Annotated in this window: 29 protein-coding genes, 1 tRNA gene and 2 pseudogenes; 10 read left to right on the plus strand and 22 right to left on the minus strand. The window is 70.0% G+C overall.

The features are described from left to right. Window positions 1-9 precede the first annotated feature (9 nt). On the plus strand, window positions 10-1,191 hold the full coding sequence (locus OG819_RS43705; protein ID WP_266634867.1) for a glycosyltransferase: 1,182 nt from the start codon (window positions 10-12) through the stop codon (window positions 1,189-1,191). Between the two features lie 80 nt (window positions 1,192-1,271). Next, window positions 1,272-1,457 (plus strand): annotated as a pseudogene (locus OG819_RS43710) (hypothetical protein); the annotation flags it as partial. A gap of 81 nt (window positions 1,458-1,538) precedes the next feature. On the opposite strand, the pseudogene OG819_RS43715 reads toward OG819_RS43710, so the two are convergent. Then, a pseudogene (locus OG819_RS43715) lies at window positions 1,539-1,946 on the minus strand (DUF418 domain-containing protein); the annotation flags it as partial. A 337-nt stretch (window positions 1,947-2,283) separates the two neighbouring features. Here OG819_RS43715 and OG819_RS43720 point away from each other — a divergent pair. Together OG819_RS43720 and OG819_RS43725 are read left to right on the plus strand one after the other, a co-directional pair. Then, window positions 2,284-2,955 carry a response regulator transcription factor gene (locus OG819_RS43720; RefSeq protein WP_266654930.1) on the plus strand — a complete coding sequence of 224 codons (672 nt, stop codon included), beginning with the start codon at window positions 2,284-2,286 and terminating at the stop codon, window positions 2,953-2,955. Beyond that, on the plus strand, window positions 2,952-4,070 hold the full coding sequence (locus OG819_RS43725; RefSeq protein WP_266654932.1) for a histidine kinase: 1,119 nt from the start codon (window positions 2,952-2,954) through the stop codon (window positions 4,068-4,070). Before OG819_RS43720 ends, OG819_RS43725 begins: the two co-directional genes overlap by 4 nt. A gap of 110 nt (window positions 4,071-4,180) precedes the next feature. Here the strand turns inward: OG819_RS43725 and ykgO are convergent, their stop codons facing one another. The 5 genes from ykgO to OG819_RS43750 form a co-directional block, all read right to left on the minus strand. Further along, complete coding sequence (gene ykgO / locus OG819_RS43730; protein ID WP_054244622.1) at window positions 4,181-4,303, minus strand: type B 50S ribosomal protein L36; 123 nt, start codon at window positions 4,301-4,303, stop codon at window positions 4,181-4,183. 161 nt (window positions 4,304-4,464) lie between these two features. Next, window positions 4,465-4,725, minus strand: a complete 261-nt coding sequence (locus tag OG819_RS43735) for a type B 50S ribosomal protein L31 (RefSeq protein ID WP_266428127.1) — start codon at window positions 4,723-4,725, stop codon at window positions 4,465-4,467. Window positions 4,726-4,788: 63 nt separating this feature from the next. Next, window positions 4,789-4,953, minus strand: coding sequence for a 50S ribosomal protein L33 (gene rpmG, locus OG819_RS43740; RefSeq protein WP_266428130.1), 165 nt, complete (start codon window positions 4,951-4,953; stop codon window positions 4,789-4,791). A 175-nt stretch (window positions 4,954-5,128) separates the two neighbouring features. Then, a tRNA-Gly gene (locus OG819_RS43745) sits at window positions 5,129-5,201 on the minus strand. Between the two features lie 329 nt (window positions 5,202-5,530). Then, window positions 5,531-6,265 carry an SDR family oxidoreductase gene (locus tag OG819_RS43750; protein ID WP_266654934.1) on the minus strand — a complete coding sequence of 245 codons (735 nt, stop codon included), beginning with the start codon at window positions 6,263-6,265 and terminating at the stop codon, window positions 5,531-5,533. A gap of 136 nt (window positions 6,266-6,401) precedes the next feature. Between OG819_RS43750 and OG819_RS43755 the strand changes: the two genes are divergently transcribed. Continuing rightward, window positions 6,402-6,992 (plus strand): TetR/AcrR family transcriptional regulator, encoded by a 591-nt coding sequence (locus OG819_RS43755; RefSeq protein ID WP_266631119.1) that lies wholly within the window; start codon window positions 6,402-6,404, stop codon window positions 6,990-6,992. Window positions 6,993-7,128: 136 nt separating this feature from the next. Here the strand turns inward: OG819_RS43755 and OG819_RS43760 are convergent, their stop codons facing one another. The 10 genes from OG819_RS43760 to OG819_RS43805 form a co-directional block, all read right to left on the minus strand. Then, window positions 7,129-7,668, minus strand: a complete 540-nt coding sequence (locus OG819_RS43760; protein ID WP_266634865.1) for an FABP family protein — start codon at window positions 7,666-7,668, stop codon at window positions 7,129-7,131. Between the two features lie 394 nt (window positions 7,669-8,062). Beyond that, window positions 8,063-8,638 carry a hypothetical protein gene (locus tag OG819_RS43765; RefSeq protein ID WP_266654936.1) on the minus strand — a complete coding sequence of 192 codons (576 nt, stop codon included), beginning with the start codon at window positions 8,636-8,638 and terminating at the stop codon, window positions 8,063-8,065. 225 nt (window positions 8,639-8,863) lie between these two features. Beyond that, window positions 8,864-9,232 (minus strand): BlaI/MecI/CopY family transcriptional regulator, encoded by a 369-nt coding sequence (locus tag OG819_RS43770; RefSeq protein ID WP_266631115.1) that lies wholly within the window; start codon window positions 9,230-9,232, stop codon window positions 8,864-8,866. 85 nt (window positions 9,233-9,317) lie between these two features. After that, the gene (locus OG819_RS43775) at window positions 9,318-9,626 is read right to left on the minus strand and encodes a class I SAM-dependent methyltransferase (protein WP_266631114.1); all 309 of its coding nucleotides are present in this window, start codon (window positions 9,624-9,626) and stop codon (window positions 9,318-9,320) included. A gap of 230 nt (window positions 9,627-9,856) precedes the next feature. Next, a complete protein-coding gene (locus OG819_RS43780; RefSeq protein ID WP_266654938.1) occupies window positions 9,857-10,288 on the minus strand; it encodes a hypothetical protein in 432 nt (143 codons plus the stop codon). Window positions 10,289-10,317: 29 nt separating this feature from the next. Further along, on the minus strand, window positions 10,318-10,500 hold the full coding sequence (locus OG819_RS43785; RefSeq protein ID WP_266654940.1) for a hypothetical protein: 183 nt from the start codon (window positions 10,498-10,500) through the stop codon (window positions 10,318-10,320). Between the two features lie 204 nt (window positions 10,501-10,704). After that, window positions 10,705-11,127, minus strand: a complete 423-nt coding sequence (locus OG819_RS43790) for a DUF5994 family protein (RefSeq protein ID WP_266631103.1) — start codon at window positions 11,125-11,127, stop codon at window positions 10,705-10,707. 33 nt (window positions 11,128-11,160) lie between these two features. Continuing rightward, window positions 11,161-12,162, minus strand: coding sequence for an acyl-CoA desaturase (locus OG819_RS43795; protein ID WP_266654942.1), 1,002 nt, complete (start codon window positions 12,160-12,162; stop codon window positions 11,161-11,163). 250 nt (window positions 12,163-12,412) lie between these two features. After that, window positions 12,413-12,754 (minus strand): hypothetical protein, encoded by a 342-nt coding sequence (locus OG819_RS43800; RefSeq protein WP_266654944.1) that lies wholly within the window; start codon window positions 12,752-12,754, stop codon window positions 12,413-12,415. Then, window positions 12,754-13,380: a hypothetical protein gene (locus OG819_RS43805; protein WP_266631097.1), complete on the minus strand. Its 627-nt coding sequence runs from the start codon at window positions 13,378-13,380 to the stop codon at window positions 12,754-12,756. Before OG819_RS43805 ends, OG819_RS43800 begins: the two co-directional genes overlap by 1 nt. A gap of 1,243 nt (window positions 13,381-14,623) precedes the next feature. Between OG819_RS43805 and OG819_RS43810 the strand changes: the two genes are divergently transcribed. From OG819_RS43810 to OG819_RS43825, 4 genes are all read left to right on the plus strand, one after another. Continuing rightward, the gene (locus tag OG819_RS43810; protein WP_266631095.1) at window positions 14,624-14,806 is read left to right on the plus strand and encodes a hypothetical protein; all 183 of its coding nucleotides are present in this window, start codon (window positions 14,624-14,626) and stop codon (window positions 14,804-14,806) included. After that, window positions 14,794-15,153, plus strand: coding sequence for an ANTAR domain-containing protein (locus tag OG819_RS43815; RefSeq protein WP_266631093.1), 360 nt, complete (start codon window positions 14,794-14,796; stop codon window positions 15,151-15,153). The genes OG819_RS43810 and OG819_RS43815 overlap by 13 nt, the downstream gene beginning before the upstream one ends. A 601-nt stretch (window positions 15,154-15,754) precedes the next feature. Next, a complete protein-coding gene (locus OG819_RS43820) occupies window positions 15,755-16,576 on the plus strand; it encodes a SigB/SigF/SigG family RNA polymerase sigma factor (protein WP_266631091.1) in 822 nt (273 codons plus the stop codon). 218 nt (window positions 16,577-16,794) lie between these two features. After that, a complete protein-coding gene (locus tag OG819_RS43825) occupies window positions 16,795-17,175 on the plus strand; it encodes a DUF1003 domain-containing protein (RefSeq protein ID WP_266654946.1) in 381 nt (126 codons plus the stop codon). Window positions 17,176-17,420: 245 nt separating this feature from the next. Here OG819_RS43825 and OG819_RS43830 read toward each other — a convergent pair whose 3' ends face one another. Beyond that, window positions 17,421-18,335 (minus strand): MerR family transcriptional regulator, encoded by a 915-nt coding sequence (locus OG819_RS43830; RefSeq protein ID WP_266654948.1) that lies wholly within the window; start codon window positions 18,333-18,335, stop codon window positions 17,421-17,423. A gap of 96 nt (window positions 18,336-18,431) precedes the next feature. Between OG819_RS43830 and OG819_RS43835 the strand changes: the two genes are divergently transcribed. Then, on the plus strand, window positions 18,432-19,952 hold the full coding sequence (locus OG819_RS43835) for an alpha/beta fold hydrolase (RefSeq protein WP_266631085.1): 1,521 nt from the start codon (window positions 18,432-18,434) through the stop codon (window positions 19,950-19,952). A 381-nt stretch (window positions 19,953-20,333) separates the two neighbouring features. On the opposite strand, the gene OG819_RS43840 is transcribed toward OG819_RS43835, so the two are convergent. The 5 genes from OG819_RS43840 to OG819_RS43860 all read right to left on the minus strand — a co-directional run bounded on the left by OG819_RS43840 (window position 20,334) and on the right by OG819_RS43860 (window position 25,020). After that, window positions 20,334-20,645, minus strand: coding sequence for a hypothetical protein (locus OG819_RS43840; protein WP_099498388.1), 312 nt, complete (start codon window positions 20,643-20,645; stop codon window positions 20,334-20,336). A 22-nt stretch (window positions 20,646-20,667) separates the two neighbouring features. Then, a complete protein-coding gene (locus tag OG819_RS43845) occupies window positions 20,668-21,744 on the minus strand; it encodes an SEC-C domain-containing protein (RefSeq protein WP_266654950.1) in 1,077 nt (358 codons plus the stop codon). Between the two features lie 247 nt (window positions 21,745-21,991). Further along, window positions 21,992-23,164, minus strand: a complete 1,173-nt coding sequence (locus OG819_RS43850; RefSeq protein WP_266654952.1) for a hypothetical protein — start codon at window positions 23,162-23,164, stop codon at window positions 21,992-21,994. A gap of 150 nt (window positions 23,165-23,314) precedes the next feature. Further along, complete coding sequence (locus tag OG819_RS43855) at window positions 23,315-24,646, minus strand: trypsin-like peptidase domain-containing protein (protein ID WP_266654954.1); 1,332 nt, start codon at window positions 24,644-24,646, stop codon at window positions 23,315-23,317. Window positions 24,647-24,648: 2 nt separating this feature from the next. Continuing rightward, window positions 24,649-25,020: a CU044_2847 family protein gene (locus OG819_RS43860; RefSeq protein WP_266654956.1), complete on the minus strand. Its 372-nt coding sequence runs from the start codon at window positions 25,018-25,020 to the stop codon at window positions 24,649-24,651. Window positions 25,021-25,226: the final 206 nt, after the last annotated feature.

Genomic DNA, 25,226 nt, shown 5'->3' on the forward strand with positions numbered 1-25,226 from the left:
GAACTGCGTGTGCTGTCGATCTATGAAGGATTCTTCTCGGGCGGGGCCCGGATCGTGCACAGCGATGTGGTGCTGGGGCTCCACGAGGGTGGCCAGCGGCATGTGGTGCTGAGCGTGAATGGCGAAATGTATCGGGAGGAGACCCGGCAGCGGATGGAGGACGACGCCTGCTACCGGTCACTGACCGCGGCAGGCGTGCCGGTCACCTCGCTGGGCCGCACCCCCGGGACTCCCGGCGCCCCGGAGACCTTCACCGGACCGGAACTGGCATCCACCACGCGGGCGGTGGCGGCCGCGGACGTCATCCTGTCCCTCAAGGAGCAACCGCTCGGCCTGCTCAACCAGGCCGGACTGCCCCGCCGGCCCGTCGTGGTCTGCCTGCACCGCTCCGACCCGGAGAACCAGGGCGCGGCGCTGGACGAGCTGCGGACCGCGGTCGCCGACGGCCGGATCGCCGCCGGGATCTGTTGCGCGGAGTCGACGCGCGCGGCGTACGCCGCGGCCGGGATCCCGGCCGGACTGCTGCACGTCATCCCGAACGGCGTGGATCTGCTGCGGTTTCGCCCCGACCCGTTCAGACGCGCCCAGCTGCGGACCTCCCTGGGCATCCCGGAGGGTGCGCCCGTGATCGTCTTCGCGGCACGCTACGCCGCGATGAAGAACGTGCCGCTGTTCCTCCGGGCCGCCCGGGCCTGGCTGCGCCGACAGCCCGACGGCCATGTACTGATGTGCGGCGCGGGCATGACGCGGGCCAACGGCTGCCTGCGTGAGGACATCGCCACCGCGTTCGGCGACGACGCCCCGCTCGCCGACCGCCTCTCGCTGCTCGGCGTGCGGCACGACATGGAGACCGTCTACGCCGCCGCCGACGTGGTGTCGCTGACCTCCTCCAGCGGCGAGGCGGCTCCGCTGTGCCTGATCGAGGGCATGATGTGCGGGGCCGTGCCGGTCGCCACCGACGTCGGCGACAGCGCCTCGATCGTGACCGGGCAGGGCTTCCTCACCCCGCCCGACCCCGAAGCGATCGCCCTGGCCTGGTCCGAGGCGGTGGCGCGTGGCCCCGAGTTCGCACCGGCGCTGGCCCTCAGCCGCGAACGGTTCAGCCGCACCCGGATGATCGCCGCGTACGCCGCGCTCATCGAACAGGTACGCAGCAGGTCGGGCCGGGTGCCTCTCCCGGAACCCTTCTGAGAGCCCGCCACGAAGGGGCGCCCCCATCTTGGTTTGTCGACGCCGTACGGAAACCGGGGACCGACGAACAGGGGAGGACCATGCGGGGAAGAACACGTCTCAGACCGGGCGGGAGCTGGGCCACGGCGGGCGGGGCGGCGGTCCTGGTGCTGCTGACGGCGACCGGCGCGCACGCCGAGGGAAGAGGCGACGTCCGGGTCGTGAAGACCGTCGTCAACGGCGGCGGAAACGTCACCGTGGGCACGTCGAAGACCGTCACGTTCCCGAGTGACAGCGGCGGGCTGAGAGCCTCGCTCAGGGCGGCGGCCGTCAGGGGCCAGGGCTCCTGACGGCCGTTCGACGGGGCCTCACCGGACGCGCTCCGCGACCCTGGTGGCCTGGCCGAGCAGCCACTCCAGCGGTCCGCGGGCGAAGAACCGGGACCAGAGGGTCGCGAACGCCGTCACGGCCACGACGAAGGCGAACAGCACGTGCAGCGGAGCGCCGGGCAGTTCCTCTATGCCCAGGACGTGGATGCCGACGATGTGGAAGACGTACGCGGTCAAGGACATCGTGCCCACCGCGATGACCGGAGCGGCCAGTCGGCGAAAGTACGGGAAGGCGTCGGTGGCGGCGAGGCACGCGGCCAGGACCACGATGGCGACGCCGGTATTGGCCACGATCGAGAGAGTCGTCTCGCTGTGCGGCGAGGCCGCCAGCAGCCAGGCCGGGGTGGTGCCGGTCGGGTAGCCCGCGGTGTCGGACCACCATGCCGACATGATTGAAGAAGCCGGTCGATCCGCCGTCGGAGGGATCGGGGCCGACGTGCGCCGCGTACATTCCGAAGACCGCGAGCCTCCGGGCCGGTCGAGGCCGTGCAACGAGCGCCGTGTCGTCTGCGTTCAGCGTCATGGCCCACAGGCTGGAGAGGGCGCCGATCACGCGCTATCCGGCAGGCGTCCAGTCAACGCCCCCCGGACGACTGGAACCTACCCGCCAGGTGGCTGGGCCGTCCCGCCAGCGCGCCGCACCGGGCTTTCCCCGTTCTACGGTCGCAGTGACGACAATCGACATCGACGACATCAATGACATCAAGGACGAGGCGGAACGTACGTGATCCGGGTAGTGGTGGTGGACGACGAGGCCCTGGTGCGGTCCGGCTTCGAGCTCATCCTCGGTGCGGCCGACGACATCGAGGTCGTCGCGACCACGACGGGCGCCGAGGCGGTGGACGCCGTACGGCGGGAGGGACCGGACGTCGTGCTGCTGGACATCCGGATGCCGGACGTCGACGGTCTGACCGTACTGCGGCAGTTGCGGGCACTGCCGGACGCGCCCGTGGTGGCGATGCTGACGACGTTCGACGCCGACGAGTACATCCTCACCGCGCTGCGCTCCGGCGCGGCCGGCTTTCTGCTCAAGGACACCGAGCCTGACCAACTCGCGCAACTCGTACGGACGTTGCGCGCCGGCGGTGTCGTGATGTCGCCGAAGGCGTCCCGTGCCGTATGGCAGAGCCACCCGGGCGCGACCGCCCCGGACGACGAGGAGGCCGCGCGCGTCGGACGGCTCACCGAGCGGGAGCGCGAAGTACTGGTGCTCATCGCGGAGGGCCTGTCCAACGCGGACATCGGCAGTCGCGTCCACCTCAGCGCGGGCACCGTCAAGGACCATGTCAGTGCGATCCTCACCAAGCTGCGCGTGAACAGCCGGGTGCGGGCCGCGCTGCTCGCCCAGCGGGCGGGCCTGCTGGACGGGCGGAACGGGTCGGAGGACCAGCGATGAGGGCGGGCAGGCCGTGGTGGGCGCGGATCCCGGACCCGGTCGTCGACGCGGTGGTCGTCGCCGTAGCCGCCGTGGACGTCTTGATCAACCTGGGGAACGCGAGCCGCCTCGCGACGGCGACGGCAGCGGTCGCCTGTGGCGCGCTCGCCCTCCGCCGCCGCTTTCCGCTCACGGTGTTCCTGCTCACGCTCCCGGCCAGCCTGATGGTGGACATCGTCTTCGCCTCGTTCGCCGCACTGTTCACCCTCGCCGAGCACTCTCGCGACCGTCGGCTCCTGATCGCGGGCGCCTTTCTGTTCGCCGGCGCCTCCGCCGTGCCCTGGCCCCTGGGCAACGTCGGCTCACACGAACGCGCCTGGACGCTGATCTACTTCCTCTACACCCTGGCCACGGCCGCCGCCCCCGTCCTGCTCGGCCAACTCGTCCAGGCCCGGCGGGACTTGGCCGACCGGCTCGCGGAGATCGAGAAGGCACGCGAACACGAACGGCTGCTGCACTCCCAGGCCGTCCTGGCCCGGGAACGCGCCCAGCTCGCCCGCGAGATGCACGACGTCGTCTCCCACCAGGTGAGCCTGATCGCCGTACAGGCGGGCGCTCTTCAGGTCGCCGCCAAGGACCCTGACTTCAAGGAGGGCGCCCGCATCATCCGTTCGCTGAGCGTCGACACACTCGACGAGCTGCGCCACATGGTCGCGCTGTTGCGGGCCTCCGGGGGCCGCGTCGGCGAACTCAGCCCACAGCCCACACTCGCCGACCTGCACAAGCTCGTGTCGACCAGCGGCATCGAGACGACGCTGACCGGCGAGCTCCCCTCCGCCATCGGCACCCCCGCGCAACGCGCCCTCTACCGCACCGTGCAGGAATCCCTGACCAATGTACGCAAACACGCGCCCGGCGCGGCCGCCGACGTCCGCCTCTGGCACACCGGCGACCGCTTCGGCGTCACCGTGACCAACAACGCCCCCACCCGGCCCTCCCTGCCCCTACCCGGCTCCCAGCACGGCCTCGTCGGCCTTCGGGAGCGCGCCGAACTCCTGGACGGCACCTTCGAATCCGGCCCCACCCTCGACGGCGGCTACCGCGTGACGCTCCGCATCCCGACCGACGCGGACTGAGCGCGACGCCCTGGTCCGTACGCGTCGGGACAAGACTCACGCCCGTACCGCACGCCGACTTCGGGCATGCGGTACGGGCGTGGTGTGTGCCGGTCGTCCCCCGGGTCCCGTCAGCCCTGTCGGGCCTTGAAACGCGGGTTCTTCTTGTTGACGACGAAGACCACGCCTCGTCGACGGACCACCTGAGCCCCCGGCTTGGACTTCAGTGAACGCAAGGACTTGCGCACCTTCATGAATCTGTCCTCCTCGTGGGCGAATCCATTTGGTGATGTCGGTCCCACCCCATGCGTGCCAGAAACCCTGAACACTTAACCGCTTAAGTGTTCACGGTTTCCGAGGAGGGTGTCCCCAGCGGCGGATTCGCCAACAGCATCCCGCTGGGGACCGGCCCCCGTCAGTGCCGCGGCGAGGCCGTACGGCCGTAACGGCGCTCGAAGCGCTCCACACGGCCGGCGGTGTCCAGGACCCGCGAGGTCCCGGTGTAGAACGGATGGCTCGCGGACGAGATCTCGACGTCGACCAGCGGGTAGACACTCCCGTCCTCCCACTCGATCGTCTTCGACGAGTGGGCGGTCGATCGGGTCAGAAACGCGACGTCCGCGGCCCGGTCACGGAAGACGACGGGACGGGATTCGGGGTGGATGCGAGGCTTCATGAGGTTTCCTCCCTTGTGACGGTCGACGGTCGTGATGCTCCGCCCGGTGGCGCCGGGCTCGGCTCAGCGCTCCTCCCGGAACGGGACGTGCTCACCGACCACCGGGTCGTACTTACGCAGGACGAGTCGGTCGGGGTCGTTCGCGCGGTTCTTCCGCGTCACGTAGGTGACGCCGGTCCCGGCTGTCGACCTCAACGTGACGACGGGTCGCGCGCTGCTGCGTGCCATGAGGTCCTCCTTCCGCCCACATCACGCGATCTTGACTCGCGCATGTCAGCTACGTGTGCTGTAACAGCGGACATGGTCGGCGCATTCCCGCGGGTGAAAGGCAGGAGCACAGGGAGCCCGAGGCCGGAGGCGAAATGAAACAAGCCCCGCCTCCGGAACACAGGAGGCGGGGCTGTGGAGCGCCGGGCAGGCCTTGCACCTGCATCTCCCCGCAGGAAGCGGGGCGTCTTTCCTTGGACCACCAACGCGAGGCCTACCGCCGAGATGTTCCGGCGGGCTGCTCAAGATCAATCATAGCGCAGCCGGAGTGGTGCGTGACACCACCCGCCATGCCGCCTGCCCGGAAAGCCGCGGGCTACCAGGTGACCGGCAGCGCGGCGACGCCGTACGCGTGGCGTGGATCTGCCGGGCCAGGTACTCGCCGAGCGCGACGCTCGACTCACGGTCCTGCTCGCATGAGATCGGAGCGGACTGACAGCTACGGGTCACTTCACTGACGGGAACCTGACGTGACTCAGATCACGCGCACACCCTGCACCCCGACGTCGGCAGGCGACAGTCCGGCGGCGAACGGACCTCAATCCTGCGCGGTGGGACGCACCACGATGTCACCCACGTCGACACCGTCCGGCTGCTCGACGGCGAAGGCGATGGCGCGGGCCACCGCGGCCGGCGGAATCGCGATGCTGTCCATCTTTTCGACGATCTGGACCTTCATCTCGGAATCCATACGGTCGGCGAAGTCCGTGCGGACGAACCCCGGCGAGACGACGGTGACGCGCAGACCCTCGCCGGCCTCCTGGCGCAGGCCCTCGGAGATAGTACGGACGGCGTTCTTCGTACCGGCGTACACCGCTTGGAGCGGAACGACGCACAGTCCGGCGGTGGACACGATGTTGACGAAGTGCCCGAAGCCCTGTTCCCGGAAGAGCGGCAGGGCCTCGGCGATCCCGTACAGCACCCCTTTGAGGTTGACGTCGATCATCTCCTCCCAGTCCTCGACACGGAGGTCGTCCAGGGGAGAGATCAGACCGACTCCGGCGTTGCTGACGAGGACGTCGAGCTTGCCGTAGCGCTGGCGCGCCAGTCGCACGAGCCCGGACAGATCCTCGCGGCGCGTCACGTCCGTACGGACCCAGGCGGCTTCACCGCCCGCCTTTTCGATACGGGCGGCCAGGGCCTCGAGACGCTCCGCACGGCGCGCGCCGAGAACGACGCGGGCGCCGCGCTCGGCGAGCAGGACCGCGGTCGCCTCACCGATACCGCTGCCGGCACCCGTGATCGCCACTACCTTGCCTTCGATTCCAGACATGATCGACAGTCCTCTCGCAGCAGGAACCAGGGCGGGTCACACGCATGCCCTAAAGTAGAAGTGGAGGAGCCTCCACTTCATGGACTCTAAGCGGAGGTCCCTCCACTTAGCAATCGGACAGGGAGGAACGACGACGATGGCCCGCGATGCAGGACGTCCACTCAGGGCGGACGCACAGCGCAACCGGGACAAGATCCTGGCCGCCGCGGTGCGTGTGTTCACCGAGGAGGGACTGGACGCGCACTTCGAACGCATCGCCAGGGAAGCGGGTGTGGGAACCGGCACCCTCTACCGCAACTTCCCGACCCGTGAGGCCCTGATCGAGGCCGCGTACCGCAACGAGGTGGCCCGGCTGTGCGAGGCCGTCCCCGGGCTCCTGGCGACCATGCCGCCCCGTGAGGCCCTGCGCGCCTGGACGCGTCGCTTCATCGACTACGCCACCGCCAAACTCGGCATGGCCGACGCCCTAAGGGCTGTCGTCGCCTCGGGAACCAACCCCTACGCCGAGAGCCACGAGCTGATTCAGGCCGCCCTCACCTCCCTCATGAACGCCGGCACCGCCACCGGCGCGATCCGGACCGACATCAGCCCGACCGACATGTTCGCCGCCCTCGCCGGCATCGCCCTCACCTCGGCCCGCCCCGAACAACGCGAGCAGGCGGAACGCCTCCTGGACCTCACCTTGGACGGATTGCGGCCGACAGCGCCCCAGGCACCCGACATCTGACGCCGACGCCCAGTCCCGGTGCGGCCAGCACCGGACAGGGTCGACCGGCGGAGGATCCAGCCGCATGGCGGGCAAGCCTGGAGACGATTCGTCATGGAAAACGGCGACGTCCATGCACGTGACGGCGGGTGCGGGCCTACCCCCTGCGCCGCAGCGTCGCAGAGAGGTGGTGCTGCAACGGCTGCCCCATCGCCGCGAGGTCGTGGACGAACGTGAGCGTGTCGTCGATCAGTGAGTAGGTCCGGCGGGTGGCATTGACTTCCTTGGCCGTGGGCGTAAGGGCCACCTCGCGGGTGGAGAGCTCGACCGTGTCGTCGGCCGCACGGCCGACGGCGATCTCGGCGATGCCGGTGGGCTGGGTGATCAGCGCCTCCACCCGTCCTTCGGGCTGAAGCCGCCACCAGCCGCTCTCCCGAGCGGACGGGCGCAGTGGTGCGTCGTCGGCGTCCAGCAACCAGGCTCGGGCCTCGTAGCGAAGGAAGGGGCGGCCGTCGTGGCTGAAGGTGACCTCCTGCGCGTACGCGAAATCTCCGGGGAGCGTGGGATACCCGCCGTGGCCCCGCCCGTGCCAGGTACCCAGGAGTCCGATCACCGGTGCGAGAAGCGCGTGCGGGGCGGGCATCTCATCCGGTCGATGGACGTCGGGGTACGGATACTCCGGTGCGGGGTCGAACATGGTGTGCGCTCCTGGGATCGAGGGCGGTGCCGGGTCGAAGCCTAGGGTGCCGATTCGCTCCCCGCGGCGCCCGTCGCCACCATCGATGACGGAGGTGACGCCGCTACCGGCGTGCTTCATCCCGGCTCCTGGCCTACGACGCTCAACTCGGCCTCGCGCCGCCTGCTACAGCCCTTCGGCTCAACCTGGGAGAGCCGACCCACCTGGGGATCTTCGGTTACTCAGGCGATTGAGGCAGTCCCAGCCGGCCGGGCCGACGGATGACGGCCCCGACCAACCAGGCCCGGGAACTTCGCATTTCCCTGCGGGCGCACCCAGACCGAAACGCTCCCCGACTACGACCAGTGCGGCGGTGACGACGTGGACCGGCTGCCGCACCGAGACCCGTCTGCGCTCAGCCCGTCGTGGTGGACTTCGCCCCGGAGGGAGTGACGGCGTACCACATCCCGCCCTTGGCCTGGCCGTTCAGCTGTCCGGCCTGCGTGTCACCCACGTATCGGTACAGCGGCCAGCCACCAAGGGTGAGCTGCTTCTCGCCGTTCCGGTGGACCGTGCCGAGAAGGCTCTTCTCCACCCCCGTGGTCTGTACGGAGTCCTGCACTATGACGGGAATCCACGTCTTCGTGCACTCGCCGGCGCACGTCCACTTGGACGGGTTCGCCTGGTCCTTGTCGTAGCGGTAGAGGGTCATCCCTTTGTCGTCGGTCACCACGCTGCCCACGCCCTGGACCGCCCTGGCCACCACCGTGGTGGTCGTGGCCGTGTCCCCGCTGCCGGCCGGTGCGGAGGTCACGGACTGCGGGGCGGTCGGTACGGGGGACGCGGAGTCCGACGCGGCCGTGGCGACCGGAACGGCGCTGCCGGGGCCCATACCGGTGGACGTGTTCTCCGTCGAGCCGCCGCATGCCGCCAGAAGGAACGCGGAGGCGAGCCCTGCGGCCGAGAGGAGGACGATGCGTCGCTGGATCACGGAGTTTCCCTTCGCCGGTCGTACTACTTACTCCCTTAGTACGTAGGACAACTCCCGTCCGCTCAGCGACCGGTGCCACATGGCGAAGCCTTGACCGTCGGCGGTGGAGAAGCCCCTGTCGGGCAGCGACCAGCAGCGGAAGCATCGGGACCGCCACGGCGCCGAGCTGCTCCGGAGCGAGGTCACGGACGGCCGCCGTGTAGCCGACCACGACGGGGACGGCGTTCACTGCTTCGCCTGTCGTCCCACGTTCCGCAGAGCCCTGCGCAGAGCGGCCACTTCTTCCTCCGACATGTTCTCCACGAAGTGGAGCAGCGCGGCCGAGCGGTCCTTGCTCTCCCCCAGGCCGTCCTCCATGAGTGCGGCGGCGTAGGCCTCCCGGCTGCGGACCGGCGCGTACAGCCACGCGCGGCCCTGCTTGCCCCGCAGCAGCCAGCCCTTCGTGTAGAGGATGTTCGTGACGGTCATCACCGTGGTGTACGCGAGGGGGCGGGTCCTGTTGATGTCGTCGACGACCTCGCGCACGGTCGCCGGACGGTCCCACGTCCAGAGGCGATCCATGATCTCCGCCTCCAGGTCCCCCAGCCGCCGCATGGCCCGACTCCCTCTCGCCGCCGAGTACGTAGCGCCATAGTAGACGGCTGATCTGTCGCGCTTCCGCGTGCGGAGGGAAAGATGCTCAGCTCAGGAGCTGTGCGACATGCTCAGTGCTCCTTAACGGCACGCAGCAATGTGATGCCGAGCCACGGGCCGCTGTACCAGTACTCGGGGCCGAGTCCGCGCGGTATCGCCCCTCGGGCGAGGGGATGTTGTGGATCGCCAGTGCGCTCGTCACGACGTCGAAGGAGCCGTCCGCGAACGGCAACGCGGTCATGTCGGCCGTACGCACTTCCACCCGGTCGGCGACTCCTGCCGCGGCGGCGTTGGCGAGCGTGGCTTCGGGCCGGTTGCCGCTCTGATCCTTTCCGGACCACAGGTCCACGCCCACGGCGCGTCCCGTCGGCAGCCGCCTGGCCGGGTGCCGGCAAGCAGTACCGTCCCCGCGGTCATCATCGCGTTCCGTCCCGGCCGCCACCGGCCGGCGGCCAGACAGCAGGCCGTGCCGGCGGCGCCGAGTACCGCTGGGAACGCTGGAGCGTCGACGCCGTATCGCGGCCGCCGGCGGTGCGGCAGGGGGGAGTCATCCCGGTTCATGGACATACGCGCAGTGTCACAAGCTCAACTGCCGGGCGTCTTGTAGGAATGTTCCCCCGTGGCCGTCGAGTCAGGTCTGAGCCACGGCGCAACCGCAGCGCGCTTGGGGTGGAGACCGATCCGGGCTCGGAACCGGGACCACAGTCGCTTACGACTCCAGCCGACCTCGGCTGCCAGCCGCTCGACCCGAACCCCTCCCAGGTTCGTCACCATCTGCCGCCACACGACGGCGACTTCGGGCTCGATCGCTCGGCCTGCCTCGTGTCGTCGGACAAGCGCCGCCTCCGCGATCGCGAACCGGTCGTCCCATGACCCGGCAGCGCGCTGTCGCTCTTGGGTTCGTGCGGCGTCGCGGCCCCAGAGGTCGTCGAAGGAGACCACCATCCCGCCCAACTCCGAGGAGACGGCCAGCACCGCGTGCGCGACCACCGGCGACGGCCGCACCTGCGTTTCCACGGTCCTCACCTCACCGTCGGCGGTGCGGTCTACTCAACGGAAACGGCCGGGATCTGCGGGCGTGCTGCCGGATCGCGGACTTCGTGGTCCCCTTCGGAGTCCCAGGCCGCCTGAACGGCCCGGTCGGTCTCCGACACCGTGCGCAGACGCGCCGCCTCCACCATCAGCCCGCCCATGTGCGAGGTGCGCAGGCAGTGCCTCCCGGCGGCCATCAACCAGACGGCCGAGACGGGAGTCAGCTGTACCTGCCCACCGACGGGTACGGCGCCCGGGAGAGTCGGCCAACACGGGTGGCTCGCCAGGCCCCCGGTGATCCGACCCCACCGCGGATCGAGCACGGCCGTCCGCGAGGTACGAAAGGGAGCAGAAATCGTCCCGAAAGACGGAGAGGAAGGCGGGCTCACGGGAATTGCGGTTCACAACCCCACGCTGTCCTTCACGGCGGTGTCCACACTGTCCATGAGCCGCCCGGCCTCCGCCTCCGTGGCCGCGGGCGGTACCACCAGCAGGTCCCACCGACCTCGGCCGGGCGCCAGCAGGCAGACGGTGGGCGGGGTGTGTTGGGTGGTCGTCCGGCGCAGGCGTACCACCTGGTCCGCGACGAGCACCCGGCCCGGGAACGGAAACCATACTGCCCCGTCCACCAGGACACTGCTGACCTGCCCCCAGGCATGCGGCAGTCCGCCCAGCAGCCAGGGCAGTTCGGACGTCAGATCGGGCGAGCGGGGCCACCATGCGCCGTCGATGCGCCGGGGCATGTGGCCCTGTGCCGGCTGGGCCAACAGGCGCAGGCGGACGGCGGACAATGAGGAGAGCGGGGGCGGCGGGGCGAGTGTCATGAGAACTCCTGTAGGGGACGCGGTCGATCCGGTTCACGCGCGACGGGCGGCGATATGGTCCGGGGTGGGCCAGCGCACGTCTCTGACCCAGCCGAGACGTTCGAAGAGGCGGATGACGGCGGCGGACGGGTCGACCTGGCCGCGGTCGACGCCGTGCCGGGCGCTGGTGGGGTCGGCGTGGTGGAGGTTGTGCCAGCTCTCGCCGAAGGAGAGCAGGGCCAGGGGCCACAGGTTGGTGGCGCGATCGTGGCGACGGGTGCGGAACGGGCGCTCACCGATCACATGGCAGAGGGAGTTCACGCTCCAGGTGACGTGGTGGAGCAGGGCGATGCGGACAAGTCCCGCCCACAGCAGGGCGGCCAGGGCGGACACCCAGGTGCCGCCGATCAGCCGGCCCGCGACGAAGGGCAGGGCGAGGGTGAGCACACAAAGGGCCGGGAAGGCCCGGGACACGGTCCGGATGTCGCGGTCGGCGATGAGATCGGGAGCGTAACGCGCCGCGGACGTGGCGTCGTTGCGGAACAGCCAGCCGACGTGGGCGTCCACCAGACCCCGCAACTGGCCGCCTACGGACGTGCCGTACCGGTACGGGGAGTGCGGATCGCCCGGCCGGTCGGTGAAGGCGTGGTGGCGGCGGTGAATGGCGACCCAGCCGATCACGTCACCCTGGAAACTCATCGACCCGGCCACCGCGAGCGCGATGCGCAGCGGCCGTACGGCCCGGTAGCTGCCGTGGGTCAGGCCCCGGTGGAAGCCGACCGTGACACCGAGGCCCGTGACCGTGTAGAGCACCGCGGCAAGCAGGACATCGACGGGATGGATCAGACGCCCCCACAGCAACCAGCAGGCCGGCACGAGTGCCAGGAACGGCAGGAAGACGATCAATGCCGTGATCGCTAGGGACAGCCGCTCGCTGCCGGTGCGCTCGGGGCCCGTTGCGTCGCGCGGGAAGGGTGTCCTCCCGTCGTACTCCGGGGGCGGCAGGGTGCTTTCCGGCGCGGCGGCGGACGGGGAATGGAGGGACTGGAAAGACATGGGTGGTCCTTGACCTCGGTGACGACAGTGCGGCCGGGGTCTCGAGCTGCGCCTCGTCGACGGTGGGTGGGTACGGCATCGGCGTGGTGGGTGCGATTGACGGGCGGTCTGCTGGAGTCGAGCCAGGAGTGGAGCGGACGCAAACAGCTGTCCTCGCCGCGTACTGCGCGTACTGGTCGCGGCGTGGTGGACAACGACGCCGCGAGCACCTGGAGGAGCAGCGGTGGCAGTGTCACTGACCGGCAGGCGCTCACATCTGCAGTAGCCGTTCGGTGATCTCCCGGTACTGCTGCAGCGCGAGCCGTAGTTCCTCGGTCTGCGTATCGGTGTCCGGGTCCTCCCAGCTTGTACGGAGAACGCGCCGCTGTTCTACGAGGGTGTCGATGAACTGGGTGACGACATCGTCGAAGGCCGCATCGGCCTCTTCCACTGCCCGCCGTGGGCTGTCCACGAAGGTGCTGAGGGCCCCTTGGAGGCGCAGGGCGAGCTTGTCCCGTTCGCCTTGCGGGACCAGTGCCACACCTGGCGGGCGAACACGGCGGCCGACGCTGATGGCGTGCTCACGCGGTGCGTGTTCGGCGTTGTGCGACATCAGGTGCTGCTTCCCTTCGCATGACGTCGGGTCGTCAGTGGCCACGGCGCGTGGCCCTGGCCGTCGGGAGACGGCGGGCGGCGCCGGTTCGGGTCGACCTGCTGTTCGGCGACGAGTGACTCGAAGAGGCTTCGGGCTTCGACCATGGCCTCCCGCATTTCCTCGGTGCCGCTCTGGTCGCGGGCTGCGGCATGCAGGCTGCGGTAGCCCTCGACGAAGTAGGCGTGGTGGACGGAGAGGGCAGCCAGCTGCTCCTCGAACTGCTCGCCGTCCGGGAAGCCACGGTCCCTTACCAGGCGTGCCAACAACGCATCCGCCTCGGTGGCGGCCTTCTGCGGTGAGTCGACGAACTGCTCCTGGACGGCGGCCCACTGAGCCACGTACCGCTCGCGGGCCTCGGGCGACAGCGGCTGTTCCCGGAGTGCGCCGTGGCGCTGCACGCGCTCGGCGAGTTCCCGCTCCGCAGCCCGGACATCACCGTTCTGGCGGGTGACGACACACTCGTACTCGGGCCCGAACTGCCGTTTGAGCCCGCGCCCGCCGCTGCCCCGGGCTCGTCCACGTCCGGTGTAGAGAAGGGTGGCCAGGCCTATGACGAGTACGGCGATGACTAGGACGGTGATCATGGCTGCCTTCTTTGGCTCTTGGTTCGCTGGTCGGTCTGCTGCGTTGCCGTCAGTTCCTGTCGGTTCATTGAGCGTCGGTGCCGCCGAGTGGCGTCCACGCGACGTCAGTGCCATCGGGCGTCCGTGGTCGGCGCCCAAGGCGTCCTTGTCCTGGCCGCCCTCGGCTGTCTGTTGGGACGGGATCCCGCCCGACTCGTGTGCGGGCGGTCATTCCCACGGGGGTGGTATCGGGCCCCGGCGTGGATTACGTGCGGTTGTGCCGGCGGCCGCCACGGCTGCGACCATGCGGGGCGAAGTCGACGGCCTCGAAGACCGGCGGAAGGAGAGGAATCAGAAGCGGCATGGCCGGGCCTCCACACGGTCACAGGGACAGGTCCTGCGTTCCGCGGGGGCCGGGCGAAGCGGGAGGCGGAAGGCCTTGCCCGGAGATTTCCGGAGCGGTACAGCCCCACGCCTGCTGTCAGTCAACGCCTGGCAACTTCCCTTGTCAACGTAGTGTCGACACGGAGGAGTTCTGGGTACTGGGCAGAGGCCGCTGGGGTGAACGGAGCCTCGGCGGAGGCTTCGGCCGGTTCGGCCGACGGCAGGACATGGTCCTCCCACCAAGACAGGCCCATGACGGTGGCAAGCAGAACGAAGGGGGGTCGAAGCCGGAACAATCAGCGCGTACATGCGTACCGCCTGCGATGGGATGCGTGCGACGCGGCGGGCAGTGGATCGTTGCCCGCATGGGGCGCATCGAGGCTGCGCCGGGATCGCGTAGCGACGGCGAGTGCGGGAGCCGCCCGTTGGTGGCCGGGCAGGTTCCGGCGCTGATGCGCGAGGTGCGCCCTCGAGGGAGCGCGAGAGAGGTGATCGACGCTGCCGGGGGCACGGGCCGCACCAGGCACGCTAGCCCTTTCCGCACTCCCTGAACAGGCGCCAAGTGGCCATCCGGTTACGGCGGAAGACGTCGACGTGGGGCGCTGTCCGTAACCTCTGGGCAGGGCTAGGCTGTTCGAACAGGCCCCAGCCCCCGGCAGTGATGCCTTGTTCCGCTCCGGGAAGGCCCGCCGTGTTCGTCTCGCTTCTCATTCTCCTCGTGGGTCCTGACCCCCTGCCGCCATGGGGCGGTCCTGGGCCTGCTGGTCGATGTCGCGCGGCCTATACAGCGGGCGCTGCGATATGCGCTGCGGCGGCTTCACACGGAAGACCGGAGGTGCGACTCACCCTCGGCAGATGAGCCGTCGAAAAGGAGAAGGTCATGATTCACGCAGCCGGTGTCCGCGAGTGGCGCAACCTCGACGCCGTCGATACCGAGCCGCGCAAGTCCGGTGTCTTCGAGGCGGCCCTCGCCGACACCACCCCCCACGACGTGCTGCCCGCCGACCAGGAGGAAGCGATCTTCAAGCTCCGCGTTGTGAGGTACGCGTCATGCATCAGGTGACCAGGCCCCGTGAAGATCAGTTGTTGTTGACGGTTGCGGCTTCGGCGGGGGAAACGGCCTTGGCTGCAGAAGTCCTTGAACTGCGCGCCACAAATGAGCAGTTGGGGCAGGCTCTGGCGAGCCGAGCGGTGATCGACCAGGCGCGCGGCATGGTGATGGCTCTGGCGCCGTGCAGCACCGCGAGGGCCTGGGATCTGCTGGTGGACGTGTCGCAGCACTGCAACGTCAAACTCAGAGACGTGGCCGCGGCCCTCGTCGCCACGACGACGGGCGAGGCCCTCCCGGAGCAGCTTCAGCGGGAGCTGCGCCGGGCGCTGCGACGTGCTCATGCGGCAGACCGGCGGTGACGTCGGGCACGCCCTGTGGCCGGCACCGGGAGCTGTGAGCTCAACCCTCCGGTGCCTTCGTCCAGGCCGGCCGTCGGACGCCTCTCCTGTGTAGCCCGCCTCGTGGCTCTCAAACACCGGCCGGTCTCTCCCGTGCTCCCGCGGCTGTTGACCAGGAGGGACTCTGGCGGAGCGCGGCGTCGGTGGTAAGGGCGGCGACGGCGGCCACGTGCCCGGACGGCAACGCCCGGGTCGCGGGCCGAGGCAGAAGCCGATGAGTGGAGGCCGACCTGGGGGGGCGATGTCGACGGCGCCGGAGGCCAAGGCCAGGGAGCCGGTGGCGCGCAGTGCGACACGGCGTGCGCCGTGGTTGCAACGGGCCGTCTGTCGGGTTCTCTCGTTCGGCCGAGTCCGCTGCCGCGCCCTCCATGTTCTCTGCCCGCGCCCCGTAGGTGGCCCTGAGTGGCGGAGACCCTGTTTGAAAGCGGGCTGTCCGGGAAGCCGTCCGGTGTGCTTCGGACCGGAGGCACGCCCGTGGGAGCAGCCTTCGCTGCTCCCCAGTGCGCTGCGGTCGATCGGCTCCCACGGTGAGTGATGCCACTGATCAGGGAGGCACGTGCCCGTGACGTATCAACGCACGCAGAGCGCACGAAGCACACGTCTTTCCGACGACGCACCGGACACCGCCGCCGCGTTCCGCCGTATCGCCGCCCTGCCGGACGGCCCGGAGAGGTCCGCGCTGCGGCAGGAGGTGGTATGCGCCTGGATGCCGATGGCCGTACGGCTGGCCCGGCGCTTCCGCCACCGCGGTGAGACCTTCGAAGACCTCAAGCAGGTCGCCCAACTGGGCCTGGTCAAGGCGGTATCCCGCTTCGACCCAAGTCTCGGCACCGCCTTCCAGGGCTTTGCCATACCGACGATCCTCGGCGAGGTGAAGCGGCACTTCCGTGACGAACTCTGGGTCGTGCATGTGCCGCGGCGCCTACAGGAGCTGCGCAGCCAGGTCCGCTCCGCCGACCATGAGCTGTGCTCTTCGCTGGGCGGGCGTACACCCGCCGTCCACGAGATCGCCGCACACACCGGGCTGACCGAGGCCGAGGTACGGCTGGGTCAGGGGGCACCGGAACCCTTCACCGCCCGGTCCTTGGACGCCGTGCCCGGCCACTCCGAGGACAGCCACCCTCTGGCCGACACCCTCGGTGGCATGGAGCCCGGCTTCGACCGCGTCGTCAACCGTGAGGCGCTCCGACCCCTGCTGCGGGCACTGCCCGATCGCGAACGGCAGATCCTGTACATGAGGTTCTTCTGCGAGATGACACAGGCCCGCATCGGCCTACAGCTCGGTGTCTCTCAGATGCACGTCTCCCGACTGATCACCCGCACCTGCGCACTCCTGCGCGACCAGGTGATGGCCGACACCCACGATCCGAGGAGGGCATCGTGACGACATCCCGGCTGCACGGGCGGCGACCGGGCTGATTGTCCTCGACGCCTCAGGGATGAGGGGGACGGCACAGGGGGACCTGTAGGACCATGTCCGGGAAGGCTGCGAACAGGAGAATCGGGCTGCCGGGGCGATAAGGCCGCTGGTGCCGTCGGCTGACTCCAAAGGCACTCCTATCTGCGAGAGGCACGCTGCGATGAGCGCGGGACAACCAGGCCATGCACCATCCCGCAGTGGTCGCTCACCACCAGAGCCGCGCCGGGGACGTCCAACTGCGTATCGCCGACGCCATCACCAAGTTCGCCGGTTCAATGCCGTTCGTCTACATCCACGCGATCGCTTTCGCGTTGTGGATGCTGTTCTTCGAGGCCGGCCCCTGGCCCACGCTGACGCTCGTGGTGTCACTGGAGGCGATCTTCCTGTCGGCGTTCGTCATGATCGGCCAGAACCGGCAGGCCGCCTTCCAGCAGATCAAGGCCGATCACGATTTCGTCGAGCAGGAGTTGGAGCTCAAGACCAACACCGAGCTGACCCGGGCGATCCACGCCATGACCACGGAACTCCACAGCCGTTTGATCGAGGACCGCGCAGAACAGTAGCGGGCCCGGGTGGTCAGGCGCCCAGGCCGGGAAGGCGTTCGGAGTCATCGATGAAGGCGCGGGCCACGTCGGACAGACGCCGGCTGTGGGAACGGGCATAGCCGCGCGACCTGCACCGTGAGGCGTCGCGCTTCAGTCGGCGGATGGTGCGTCCTGGTTGGCGGGGCCCCGCAGGGCGCCCGTGCCGACCGTCGCCCGGGACGGGCAACGCCCTACTCCCCGGACGCCGGGTGAAGGCACCCGGTTCAGTGCGCCGACCGGGCGGTCTGGGTGTCCAGCGCGGCGCAGAGCCAGTCGTGGGCGGCGCCTGCAGTCGGTTCCGACGGGCCGGACAGCTCGGCGGTGAGTTCCCAGTAGCGGTCGATACGGGGATCCGCGGCCAGCAGCCGGATGAGTCCGCGGCGGAAGGCGGGAGTGTCCCGCGTGCCGCGTGAGCGGGCATAGGCGGAGACGAAGCAGTCGAGTGCCTCGCCCTCGTGCGGTGGCCGCTGCGCCCGCAGCTGCGGCGATGCCAGCGCGTACGCCTCGACGAGGCCGTCGTAGAGCACGGCCGGGCGGCCCCCGTCGGGCTGGTGTGCCGCGGGCTGGCCGTGTCCGGTGCCGGGGCAGGGGGCGGAGACGAGGGCGTGCAGCCGGGTGAAGGCCAGCACCTGGGCCGGGGTCGGACCGTCGGGAAGCTGCGGAACCGCGTGTTCGACGATGACGGAGACCAGCCGGGCCGGGAGCCGCGGCGGCAGCCAGCGCCGCCAGAAGCGTGCCAATGCGGCCGTGCTGGGCGGGACGGACACGGCGCCGATCAGCCGCAGCCGCTCGGCGCGTTCCTCCGGGGCACACTCCTGGACCAGCTGGAGGGCCGCCTCCTGCCAGCGCAGGGCAGCCAGCCGCGAGCCGATCTGCCGCAGCTGCCCCGCGACGACGTCCTCCAGCGTGTCCTCCTGGTCGAGGACCCGGCCTACTTCGGGGAGCGGCAGGTCGAGGGTGCGCAGGGAGCGGATCAGGTGGAGCCGGTCGAGTGCCTCGGGGCCATAGCGGCGGTGGCCGCCCGCGCTGCGGGCGGCTTCGGGCAGCAGACCGCGGTCCGAGTAGAAGCGGACGGTCTTGACGGTGACGCCCGCGTGCTCGGCGAGCTCTCCGATGCTCCATGTGCTTTCAGGGCGCACGACTTGAACCTCCCTCAGGGGGAGTTCCTACCGTACCCACGAGCGCGGACGGCCGGTACGGACGGCCCTGCGACCACGGCGTGCGAGGAGACATCGATGACGGCATTCATCCTGGTGGCGGGCGCCCACACCGGCAGCTGGATATGGCAGGCGGTGGCCGATCGGCTGCGGGAGTCGGGGGCGCAGGCGTATCCGGTGACGCTCACCGGCATGGGTGAGCGCGGCCATGCGGCGGGACCTGACACGGACCTGGAGACACACATCCACGATCTGCTGCGGGTGATCGACCGGACGGACGCGGCTGAGGTGGTGTTGGTCGGTCACTGCTACGGCATCTACCCGGTGCTCGGCGCCGCCGACCGGCGCCCGGAACGGATCGCCCGGATCGTCCACCTGGATGCGGGCATGCCCCAGCACGGCGACCAGGCCCTCACCCTGGTGCCCGACCAGGCGGTCCGCGACCGGCTGCTGCACCGGGCCGGGCCGGCCGAGGACGACTGGCGGATTCCCCCGCCGCCACTTCAGGCGTGGCAGCGCTGGGGCAGCGTCGCCGGCCTCTCGCCCGCCGTGCTGGCTCGGCTGGCGGGAGACGCCGTACCGCAGCCGGCCCGCACGCTCACCCAGCCGCTCCGCCTGTCGAAAGCGGTCTCCGAGCTGCCGAAGACCGGCGTCCTGTGCACCGCCAACGGTTCGAGCATCGCCATGGTCGAGGCCCTGGTGGGACTGGGGGACCCGCGCTTCCAGGTGCTCACCGACCCCCGGGTGAGCTTCTTCGAACTCGACACCGGGCACTGGCCGATGCTCTCCTGCCCCGACGAGGTGGCCGAGACACTGGTGCGGGCCGCCGCGAGAGAAGGGCACCGGGTGGCCGCGGCGGTGAACGAACAACCGGCGCATCTTCGCCCCTTCCTGCTGGATGTACCGGAGCGGCCTCGCGAGCGGGTGGGACGGGTCGATCTCCACCTCCCCGACGACCTCGCTGAAGCCGACCGCCCGCGGCCGGCGGTGGTGTTCGTCCACGGTGGCCCGGTCCACCCCGACGTGCGGCCGACTCCCCGGGACTGGCCGGGCTTCGTCGGCTACGGCCGGTACGTGGCGGGTATGGGGGTCGTCGGCGTGACGCTGGACCATCGACTGCACGATCTCGCCGACTACGGTCGGGCCGCCGAGGACATAGCCGAAGCGGTCGACCTCGTACGGGCCGATCCGCGCGTCGACGGGGACCGCGTGGCGCTGTGGTACTTCTCCAGTGGCGGGCTGTTGTCGGCGGACCGGCTCGCGGCGCCCCCGCCGTGGTTGCGGTGCGTCGCGGCGAGCTATCCGATACTCGCACCGCTGCCGAACTGGGGGCTTGTCGATTCCCGGTTCCGCCCGGCGGACGCGGTGCGTACCGCGGGGCGGTTGCCGATCGTCTTGACCCGGGTGGAGCTGGAGCGCGCGGAGATCGCGGTGACGGTCGAGGAATTCCTGGCCGCCGCCGAGAAGTGCGACGCCGATGTCGAGGTGATCGACGTTCCGCTCGGTCACCATGGTTTCGAGACGATCGACCATACCGAGCAGGCGCGCGACGCCGTGGAGCGAGCGGTGCGATCCGTCCTGGAGCACCTGCGGCGCTGAGACATCCCTCGACGAGCCGACCGAGGCACTGCCGGGACCACCTGGGCCCACCCTTGCCGGGGTTCCCCTCCATGACCTCACCGTGGGGCACGAAACACGGATGGTGCCGACCGAGAGTCGGCCAGCACCATCCGTGTGTGTAAACGTTGTGTCCGAGGGGGGATCGATACCGAGAGTCTTCGGAATGCGTGTCTCACCGCGGTACTTGAGCTATCGGTGTAGGGCAGATAGCACTCAGCGCATTGAGCTTGGACGCCGGTCGACATCCCTCACAGGGGTGGCGCTCTCTGGCTCCGGCCTTGTCGAGGGGCAGGGTCAAGGGCCCTGTTGATACCGGAGCACGAATCCCTCCCTCTACGGGACGCTTTTCACCGAAGGGCTTCACAGGGCCCAGTGGCGGAAAGCTTCGATCCATTCGGCGCCCTCGGGCGGAGGGTCGGGCAGCGGGAGGTCTCGAAGACCTATGGGTTGGAGGATCCGTCCGCGGCGGCAGATCGCTACCACTCCGCTGCCTGGTCGCAGGTCGATCTCCTCGACGATGACGTCGACTCCCAACACTTCGGTGGTGAAGGGCACGGTAACGCGGTCGCTGAGCACGGCATGGAAGCCGACCAGCTCTTCGTCCTCGCCGTAGGCGTCAACGAGCGCCTCGGCGATCATGGCGTCGAGGTCCTGGTCCGACAGACCCTCCACTGTGTGGTCCTTCCCTGCGAGATCAGTTCCTGGCCGGGGCGCCGCAGCACTTCTTGTATTTTCGGCCCGAGTCGCACCAGCATGGCCCGTTCCGCGGCGGGGGCCAGGCCAGCGACTCGTCCGGGTGGGCGCGCACCACATGCCTGCTGAACGCGCGGCGGGTGTCCGGGGTGTCGGCATCACGCCCTTCCCGGACGGCGAACTCCTCGTACGCGGCCAGGGTGGCGCTGACGATGTGCACCCGGGCGGCGCCGGCCTCCGCGTAGGTGCGCGCGTCGGTCTGCAGCCGCTGTATGTAGGCGGTGTAGTCGTCCCCGTAGGAGTCGGTCGACTCGGGCCAGCGGGTGCGTACCGCGGCGAAGTCCTCGCGTACCCAGCGCAGCACGATCCCGTCGAAGGCCGCTGTGTCCTCGGGCACCTCCACCGGCCTCCCCGACGGCAGCCCACTCAGCGCCCGGTCCAACTCTTCGCCGAATTCCCGTAGTTCGGCGTCAGTCTCGGCTTCGGCGGCCAGGTCGTCGTCGGTCGGCTCCAGACCGAGGTCCCGGCGCAGGAGAGCCCGGCTGATGCGCAGCCCGCGGCGCAGTCGGGCGGCCTCGCCACCAACGGTCCCCTTGTTCTCCCGCGCTGCGGGATGTGCCAGGGCGGCCAGACACCAGTCAAGGGCCCGTTCGGACCTGCCGATCTCCCCGAGCATGTCGACCATGTCGTCGAAGACCTGCAGATCGGCCACGGCCTCATCGGGCTGCTCGGTCAGCTCCTCGCGTAGGGCTTGCTCGGCCTGTTCGGCGTCCCGCTCGCGGTCCTGCGCGTAGAGCGTCTCCACCACCCCGACCTGCGCCTGTCGGCCGGCCGCGCCGCTGAGTTTCGTCGCCCGAGTGAACAGCTCCAGCGCCTTTGCGTCGTCGCCCTGGCCCTGCTTGCCGCGGGCGGTCAGCCATCCGGCGTGCACCAGGGCGCGGCCCTGGTCCGGATCCCCGGGGTGCTCGTCGGCCCACTGTTCACACTGCGCCGCCGTCGGCTGCCTGCCCACCGTCGCGAGGAACTGCTCGTACGGGAAGTCGACGGCTCGGATAGGCGAAGGGGATGCGCTGCTCATAGCGCGACCCTACCGAGGACCGGCAGCCGAACTCCCCTTGCGTGTACAGGCCTGACACCGGGACGGGCCATGTGGTATCGACGGCCGACATCGCCGCGCTGCGGTCGGGCTGTGCCTGGACGTGCCGCACGCGCCCGCCTCTGGCCGTCCCCAACTCCGTGCCGAAGCCGCCCGGCTTCTAGTGGGTGGCTTTGGCGCACACCCCTGTATGAAGGCGTCTTGGCTCGGCTCGTTCCCGGCCGGACGGTCAGGGGTTGGGGAAGCCCAGGGCGTCGAATCGGCGCATGAGCGAGGGCTTTCCTCGGTGGGCTGTGCGCAGTTCGCCAAATCTGCGGTCGAAGTCGGCGGCGCTGCCCTGACGTGCGTGGAGTGCGCGCAGGTCGCTGAGCAGCGCGACGGCCTGATCGTAGGCGGCCGGTTTGCGCTGGGCGATGAGGTCGTCGACGGTGCGCCAGGCGGTCGCCTGGTCGCGAGCCAAGTGGTCCAGGCGCGCGTCGCGGGCCTCGGCAACTGCCCGTACTCGGGCTTGCTCCGCTGCCCCGCGTGCGGCCCGTTCCCGCTGGGCGCTCACGGTGCGGTGGCGGTGGGCCGCGTCCAGGAGCTGGGCCGCGCTGCGGCGTGCCCCGGGGCTGCCCTCGCTGGGGCGTAGGGATTGCCGGAAGCGGGCCAGGAGTCCGGGGCCGAGCTGGGGGGCTGTGCCGAGGGCTGCCTGGAGCAGCAGGGTGTCCTTCTCGGGCGCCGGAAGTCCGGCGATGAAGGCGGCGAGCCTGTCCGTGGCGGCCGCCGACTCGGTGGCCGGAGCGCTGTTGGACGCTGCGACGGCGAGCAGGTCCTGCGGGACGCGCAGGAAGTCCGCGAGGGCTCGCTGCGGCCCGGTCAGCTCGGCCAGCCCGGCGGGGACGGATGGCTCCGTTTCGCGCCGGTACTCCTCTTCGTCATCGTCCGCGAGCTCCCAGACGGCGATGGCGGCCAGCCAGCCCAGGTACAACGGGCGAAGGTCCCCAGCCGCGAGCTCGGCGCGGAGCCCGGCGAACGAGGCGAGCTCGAAGGAGGTCTCGAAATCCCACTCGCCGCCGTCCTCGGCGCTCAGGGAGAAGTCCAGCAGGGTATGGCCGCCGCGCGTCCACACCGCGAGTGTCTCCTGAAGCGCGTAGCCCTGCGCGGTCTTGGCCGGGAGCACGGAGGCGGGGATACGCAGCAGAAGGCGGCGGCTGCCCCAGTTCGCGTAGTACAGGTGGGCGTCGTAAAGCTGCTCGACGAGCTTGGCGGGATCGCCGTGGAAGTCACCCCAGTGATATTCGTTGACGAAGCTGGTGGAGGTGATCCGGGCCCGCGTAGACAGCGCTCTCACCTGGGCGATCTCGGCCTTGGTCAGCGGGCGGTCGACGGCCAGGAACTCGTAGTACTGGTACTCGCTCACGGCCCGGCAGCCTACCGGCGCGACGGGAGCACGCTTGTCTTCGGCTTCGCTGCCGGAATGATCACGGCTTGGCGGAAAGCCTCGCTTGAGGCAACCATGATTTGGGTTGACGATCTCCGGCACCGCGTTCACCTACCTGCAGCGATGACTTTACGAGCCCCACAGGCGGTCCTCCAGTGCGGACTGGTGGATGGCCAGCCGCGCGACGACCCGCGCGCCCCATTGGCGCAGCGCGTCCCGCTGCTCCGGAGGGCAGCCCGCGGCCAGGAACTCGACGGCGCGCACCAGGCCCGGGACCGGGACCGTCTCCCCGGGGCGACCGAAGGAAGACACGCGGGGGCCGGGAAGGCGTTCGAGGTATCCGACGAGATCCCCGATGCCCTGCCCCCGTGACGCCTGGGAGACCAGCGGCTCGGGCACGACGGCCAGCGGCAGCGCCGCCCGCAGGGCTGCCGGTACGCGGACTGTGGAGGCCGCGTCCAGCGACTCCAGGCGCCGCACCAGCAGGTCGTACTCGCCGGGGGTGAGCAGCCGCGGAAAACGGGTGCCACGGCCGGTGCGCAGGAGTTCGTCCGCCAGATGCGGGGCGGCGTGGCGCAACGCTCCGACCAGTGTCGGCAAAGCGCGTTCGTGCGTGAGCATCAGGTGAGCGAATTCCTCGGCGGACGGTTCCCCGTCTCCGCTGTGCTCCAGCCCGCACTCCCAGGCCACGGCTCTCCCGCAGCGGGCCCAGTCCTCGGGATGGGGCAGCCTCCGGTCCAGGAGGGCGACGAGTTGTGCGTAGAAGGGATCCCCGCGCACGTTGTCGTCGGGCTGCGTGGTGAGATCTGCCAGACCCGCACAGGCCAGTTCGTCGCGGATCCGCTGCCAGGGAATACCCCAGGCACGCCGCAGCGCGCCGTCGGTGTTGAGCTTCGCCGTCACGAGACCGACGACAGCCCGCTCGTGGCCCGACCACAGGGGGCCGCCGCTGTAACCGCGGCCGACGGCGAGTTTGTCGCGCAGTGCGTCCACGTAGCCGAAGCGGCCGTTGCACTCGGTCACTTCGACGTCGGCGAAGGAGCCGCGTTCCGCGCCGCCGTGCCAGGCGCGCACGAGCTGCTTTTCCACCATGGGACGCCAGCGCGGCGGCTGGATGTTGTGGGGCAGTGCGGAGTCGAGGCGGAGCACGGCGAGGTCGCCGTTCCACTCATACGCCCCGAGCCCCCCGTCCCCCGGGCGTGGAGCTATCCACGCCGTCAGCTCGGCCTGGCACATGTGGGTGCTGTCCGGCCCGTACACCCGGATCGGCAACGAGACCGGTCCGGGGTGCTGCACAGCCAACATCTCGCAGCCGACGGCACAGTTGACCACGTGGGCGCAGGTCAGTATGTGCTGACCGGGCATCAGCACGCCCGAGCCGGTGGGCTCGCCGTCCGCCCGGCTCAGAATCGAAACGGCGGGGGGACGCGAGTCGGCGCCCACGCTGCGGAACCACCCCACGGTCACTCCGTACTGTTCGGCATTCGCCAGGTCGCCGAAACGCTGAGGTTGGCCTGGGCACCTGCCCCGACGATCCCCAGTTTGAGATCCTGCCCGACTTGCACGCCGAACTGCACCGTGATCTCCTGCGGCCGGTCGTGCGCGGTGCCTACCGCGTCGTGCACCTCCTGCAGCAGCGGACCGAGGGGACGCAGCACGGCGCGCAGCGTGTCGGTGGCGACGGTGGCGGCCCGGTCGCTCCGCCCGACCGGAGTGACCCCGTCGATGCCCCCGGGCAGGTCCCCGCCCGTACCGTTGCCAACAGCCCCCACGGGCGCCAGCTCCATGCGCACGGAGGTTTCATCGGGCAGTAGTATCTCGGCGAAATACGTCACATGACCATGATGCCGATCAACTGGTCTGTTTGGCGGGGGGTTTGCCGAATCCGTTCCCGCTCTGCCCGACGCCGGTGTCGGACTCCCGGCAGCTCCGCACGGTCGGGGTCGGCCGCCATCGGCTGGAGGCGGCCGGGCTGGTTCTCGTGGGCCACAATATTAATCCAGTCAGCGCACGGCGTGTCCATGCCATGCAGGGTGGCCTC

The organism is Streptomyces sp. NBC_01549, from assembly GCF_026339955.1.
Taxonomy (GTDB): domain Bacteria; phylum Actinomycetota; class Actinomycetes; order Streptomycetales; family Streptomycetaceae; genus Streptomyces.

Coding starts and splice junctions, on each gene's coding strand:
- OG819_RS43750 (WP_266654934.1), bottom strand. CDS start 6,265: ATGTCTGGAATCGAAGGCAAGGTAGTGGCGATCACGGGTGCCGGCAGC.
- ykgO (WP_054244622.1), bottom strand. CDS start 4,303: ATGAAGGTGCGCAAGTCCTTGCGTTCACTGAAGTCCAAGCCGGGGGCT.
- OG819_RS43770 (WP_266631115.1), bottom strand. CDS start 9,232: ATGCGGCGGCTGGGGGACCTGGAGGCGGAGATCATGGATCGCCTCTGG.
- OG819_RS43845 (WP_266654950.1), bottom strand. CDS start 21,744: ATGAGCAGCGCATCCCCTTCGCCTATCCGAGCCGTCGACTTCCCGTAC.
- OG819_RS43725 (WP_266654932.1), top strand. CDS start 2,952: ATGAGGGCGGGCAGGCCGTGGTGGGCGCGGATCCCGGACCCGGTCGTC.
- OG819_RS43785 (WP_266654940.1), bottom strand. CDS start 10,500: ATGGCCGCCGGGAGGCACTGCCTGCGCACCTCGCACATGGGCGGGCTG.
- OG819_RS43835 (WP_266631085.1), top strand. CDS start 18,432: ATGACGGCATTCATCCTGGTGGCGGGCGCCCACACCGGCAGCTGGATA.
- OG819_RS43795 (WP_266654942.1), bottom strand. CDS start 12,162: ATGTCTTTCCAGTCCCTCCATTCCCCGTCCGCCGCCGCGCCGGAAAGC.
- OG819_RS43825 (WP_266654946.1), top strand. CDS start 16,795: ATGCACCATCCCGCAGTGGTCGCTCACCACCAGAGCCGCGCCGGGGAC.
- OG819_RS43800 (WP_266654944.1), bottom strand. CDS start 12,754: ATGTCGCACAACGCCGAACACGCACCGCGTGAGCACGCCATCAGCGTC.
- OG819_RS43755 (WP_266631119.1), top strand. CDS start 6,402: ATGGCCCGCGATGCAGGACGTCCACTCAGGGCGGACGCACAGCGCAAC.
- OG819_RS43790 (WP_266631103.1), bottom strand. CDS start 11,127: ATGACACTCGCCCCGCCGCCCCCGCTCTCCTCATTGTCCGCCGTCCGC.
- OG819_RS43810 (WP_266631095.1), top strand. CDS start 14,624: ATGATTCACGCAGCCGGTGTCCGCGAGTGGCGCAACCTCGACGCCGTC.
- OG819_RS43735 (WP_266428127.1), bottom strand. CDS start 4,725: ATGAAGCCTCGCATCCACCCCGAATCCCGTCCCGTCGTCTTCCGTGAC.
- OG819_RS43760 (WP_266634865.1), bottom strand. CDS start 7,668: ATGTTCGACCCCGCACCGGAGTATCCGTACCCCGACGTCCATCGACCG.
- OG819_RS43815 (WP_266631093.1), top strand. CDS start 14,794: ATGCATCAGGTGACCAGGCCCCGTGAAGATCAGTTGTTGTTGACGGTT.
- rpmG (WP_266428130.1), bottom strand. CDS start 4,953: ATGGCACGCAGCAGCGCGCGACCCGTCGTCACGTTGAGGTCGACAGCC.
- OG819_RS43805 (WP_266631097.1), bottom strand. CDS start 13,380: ATGATCACCGTCCTAGTCATCGCCGTACTCGTCATAGGCCTGGCCACC.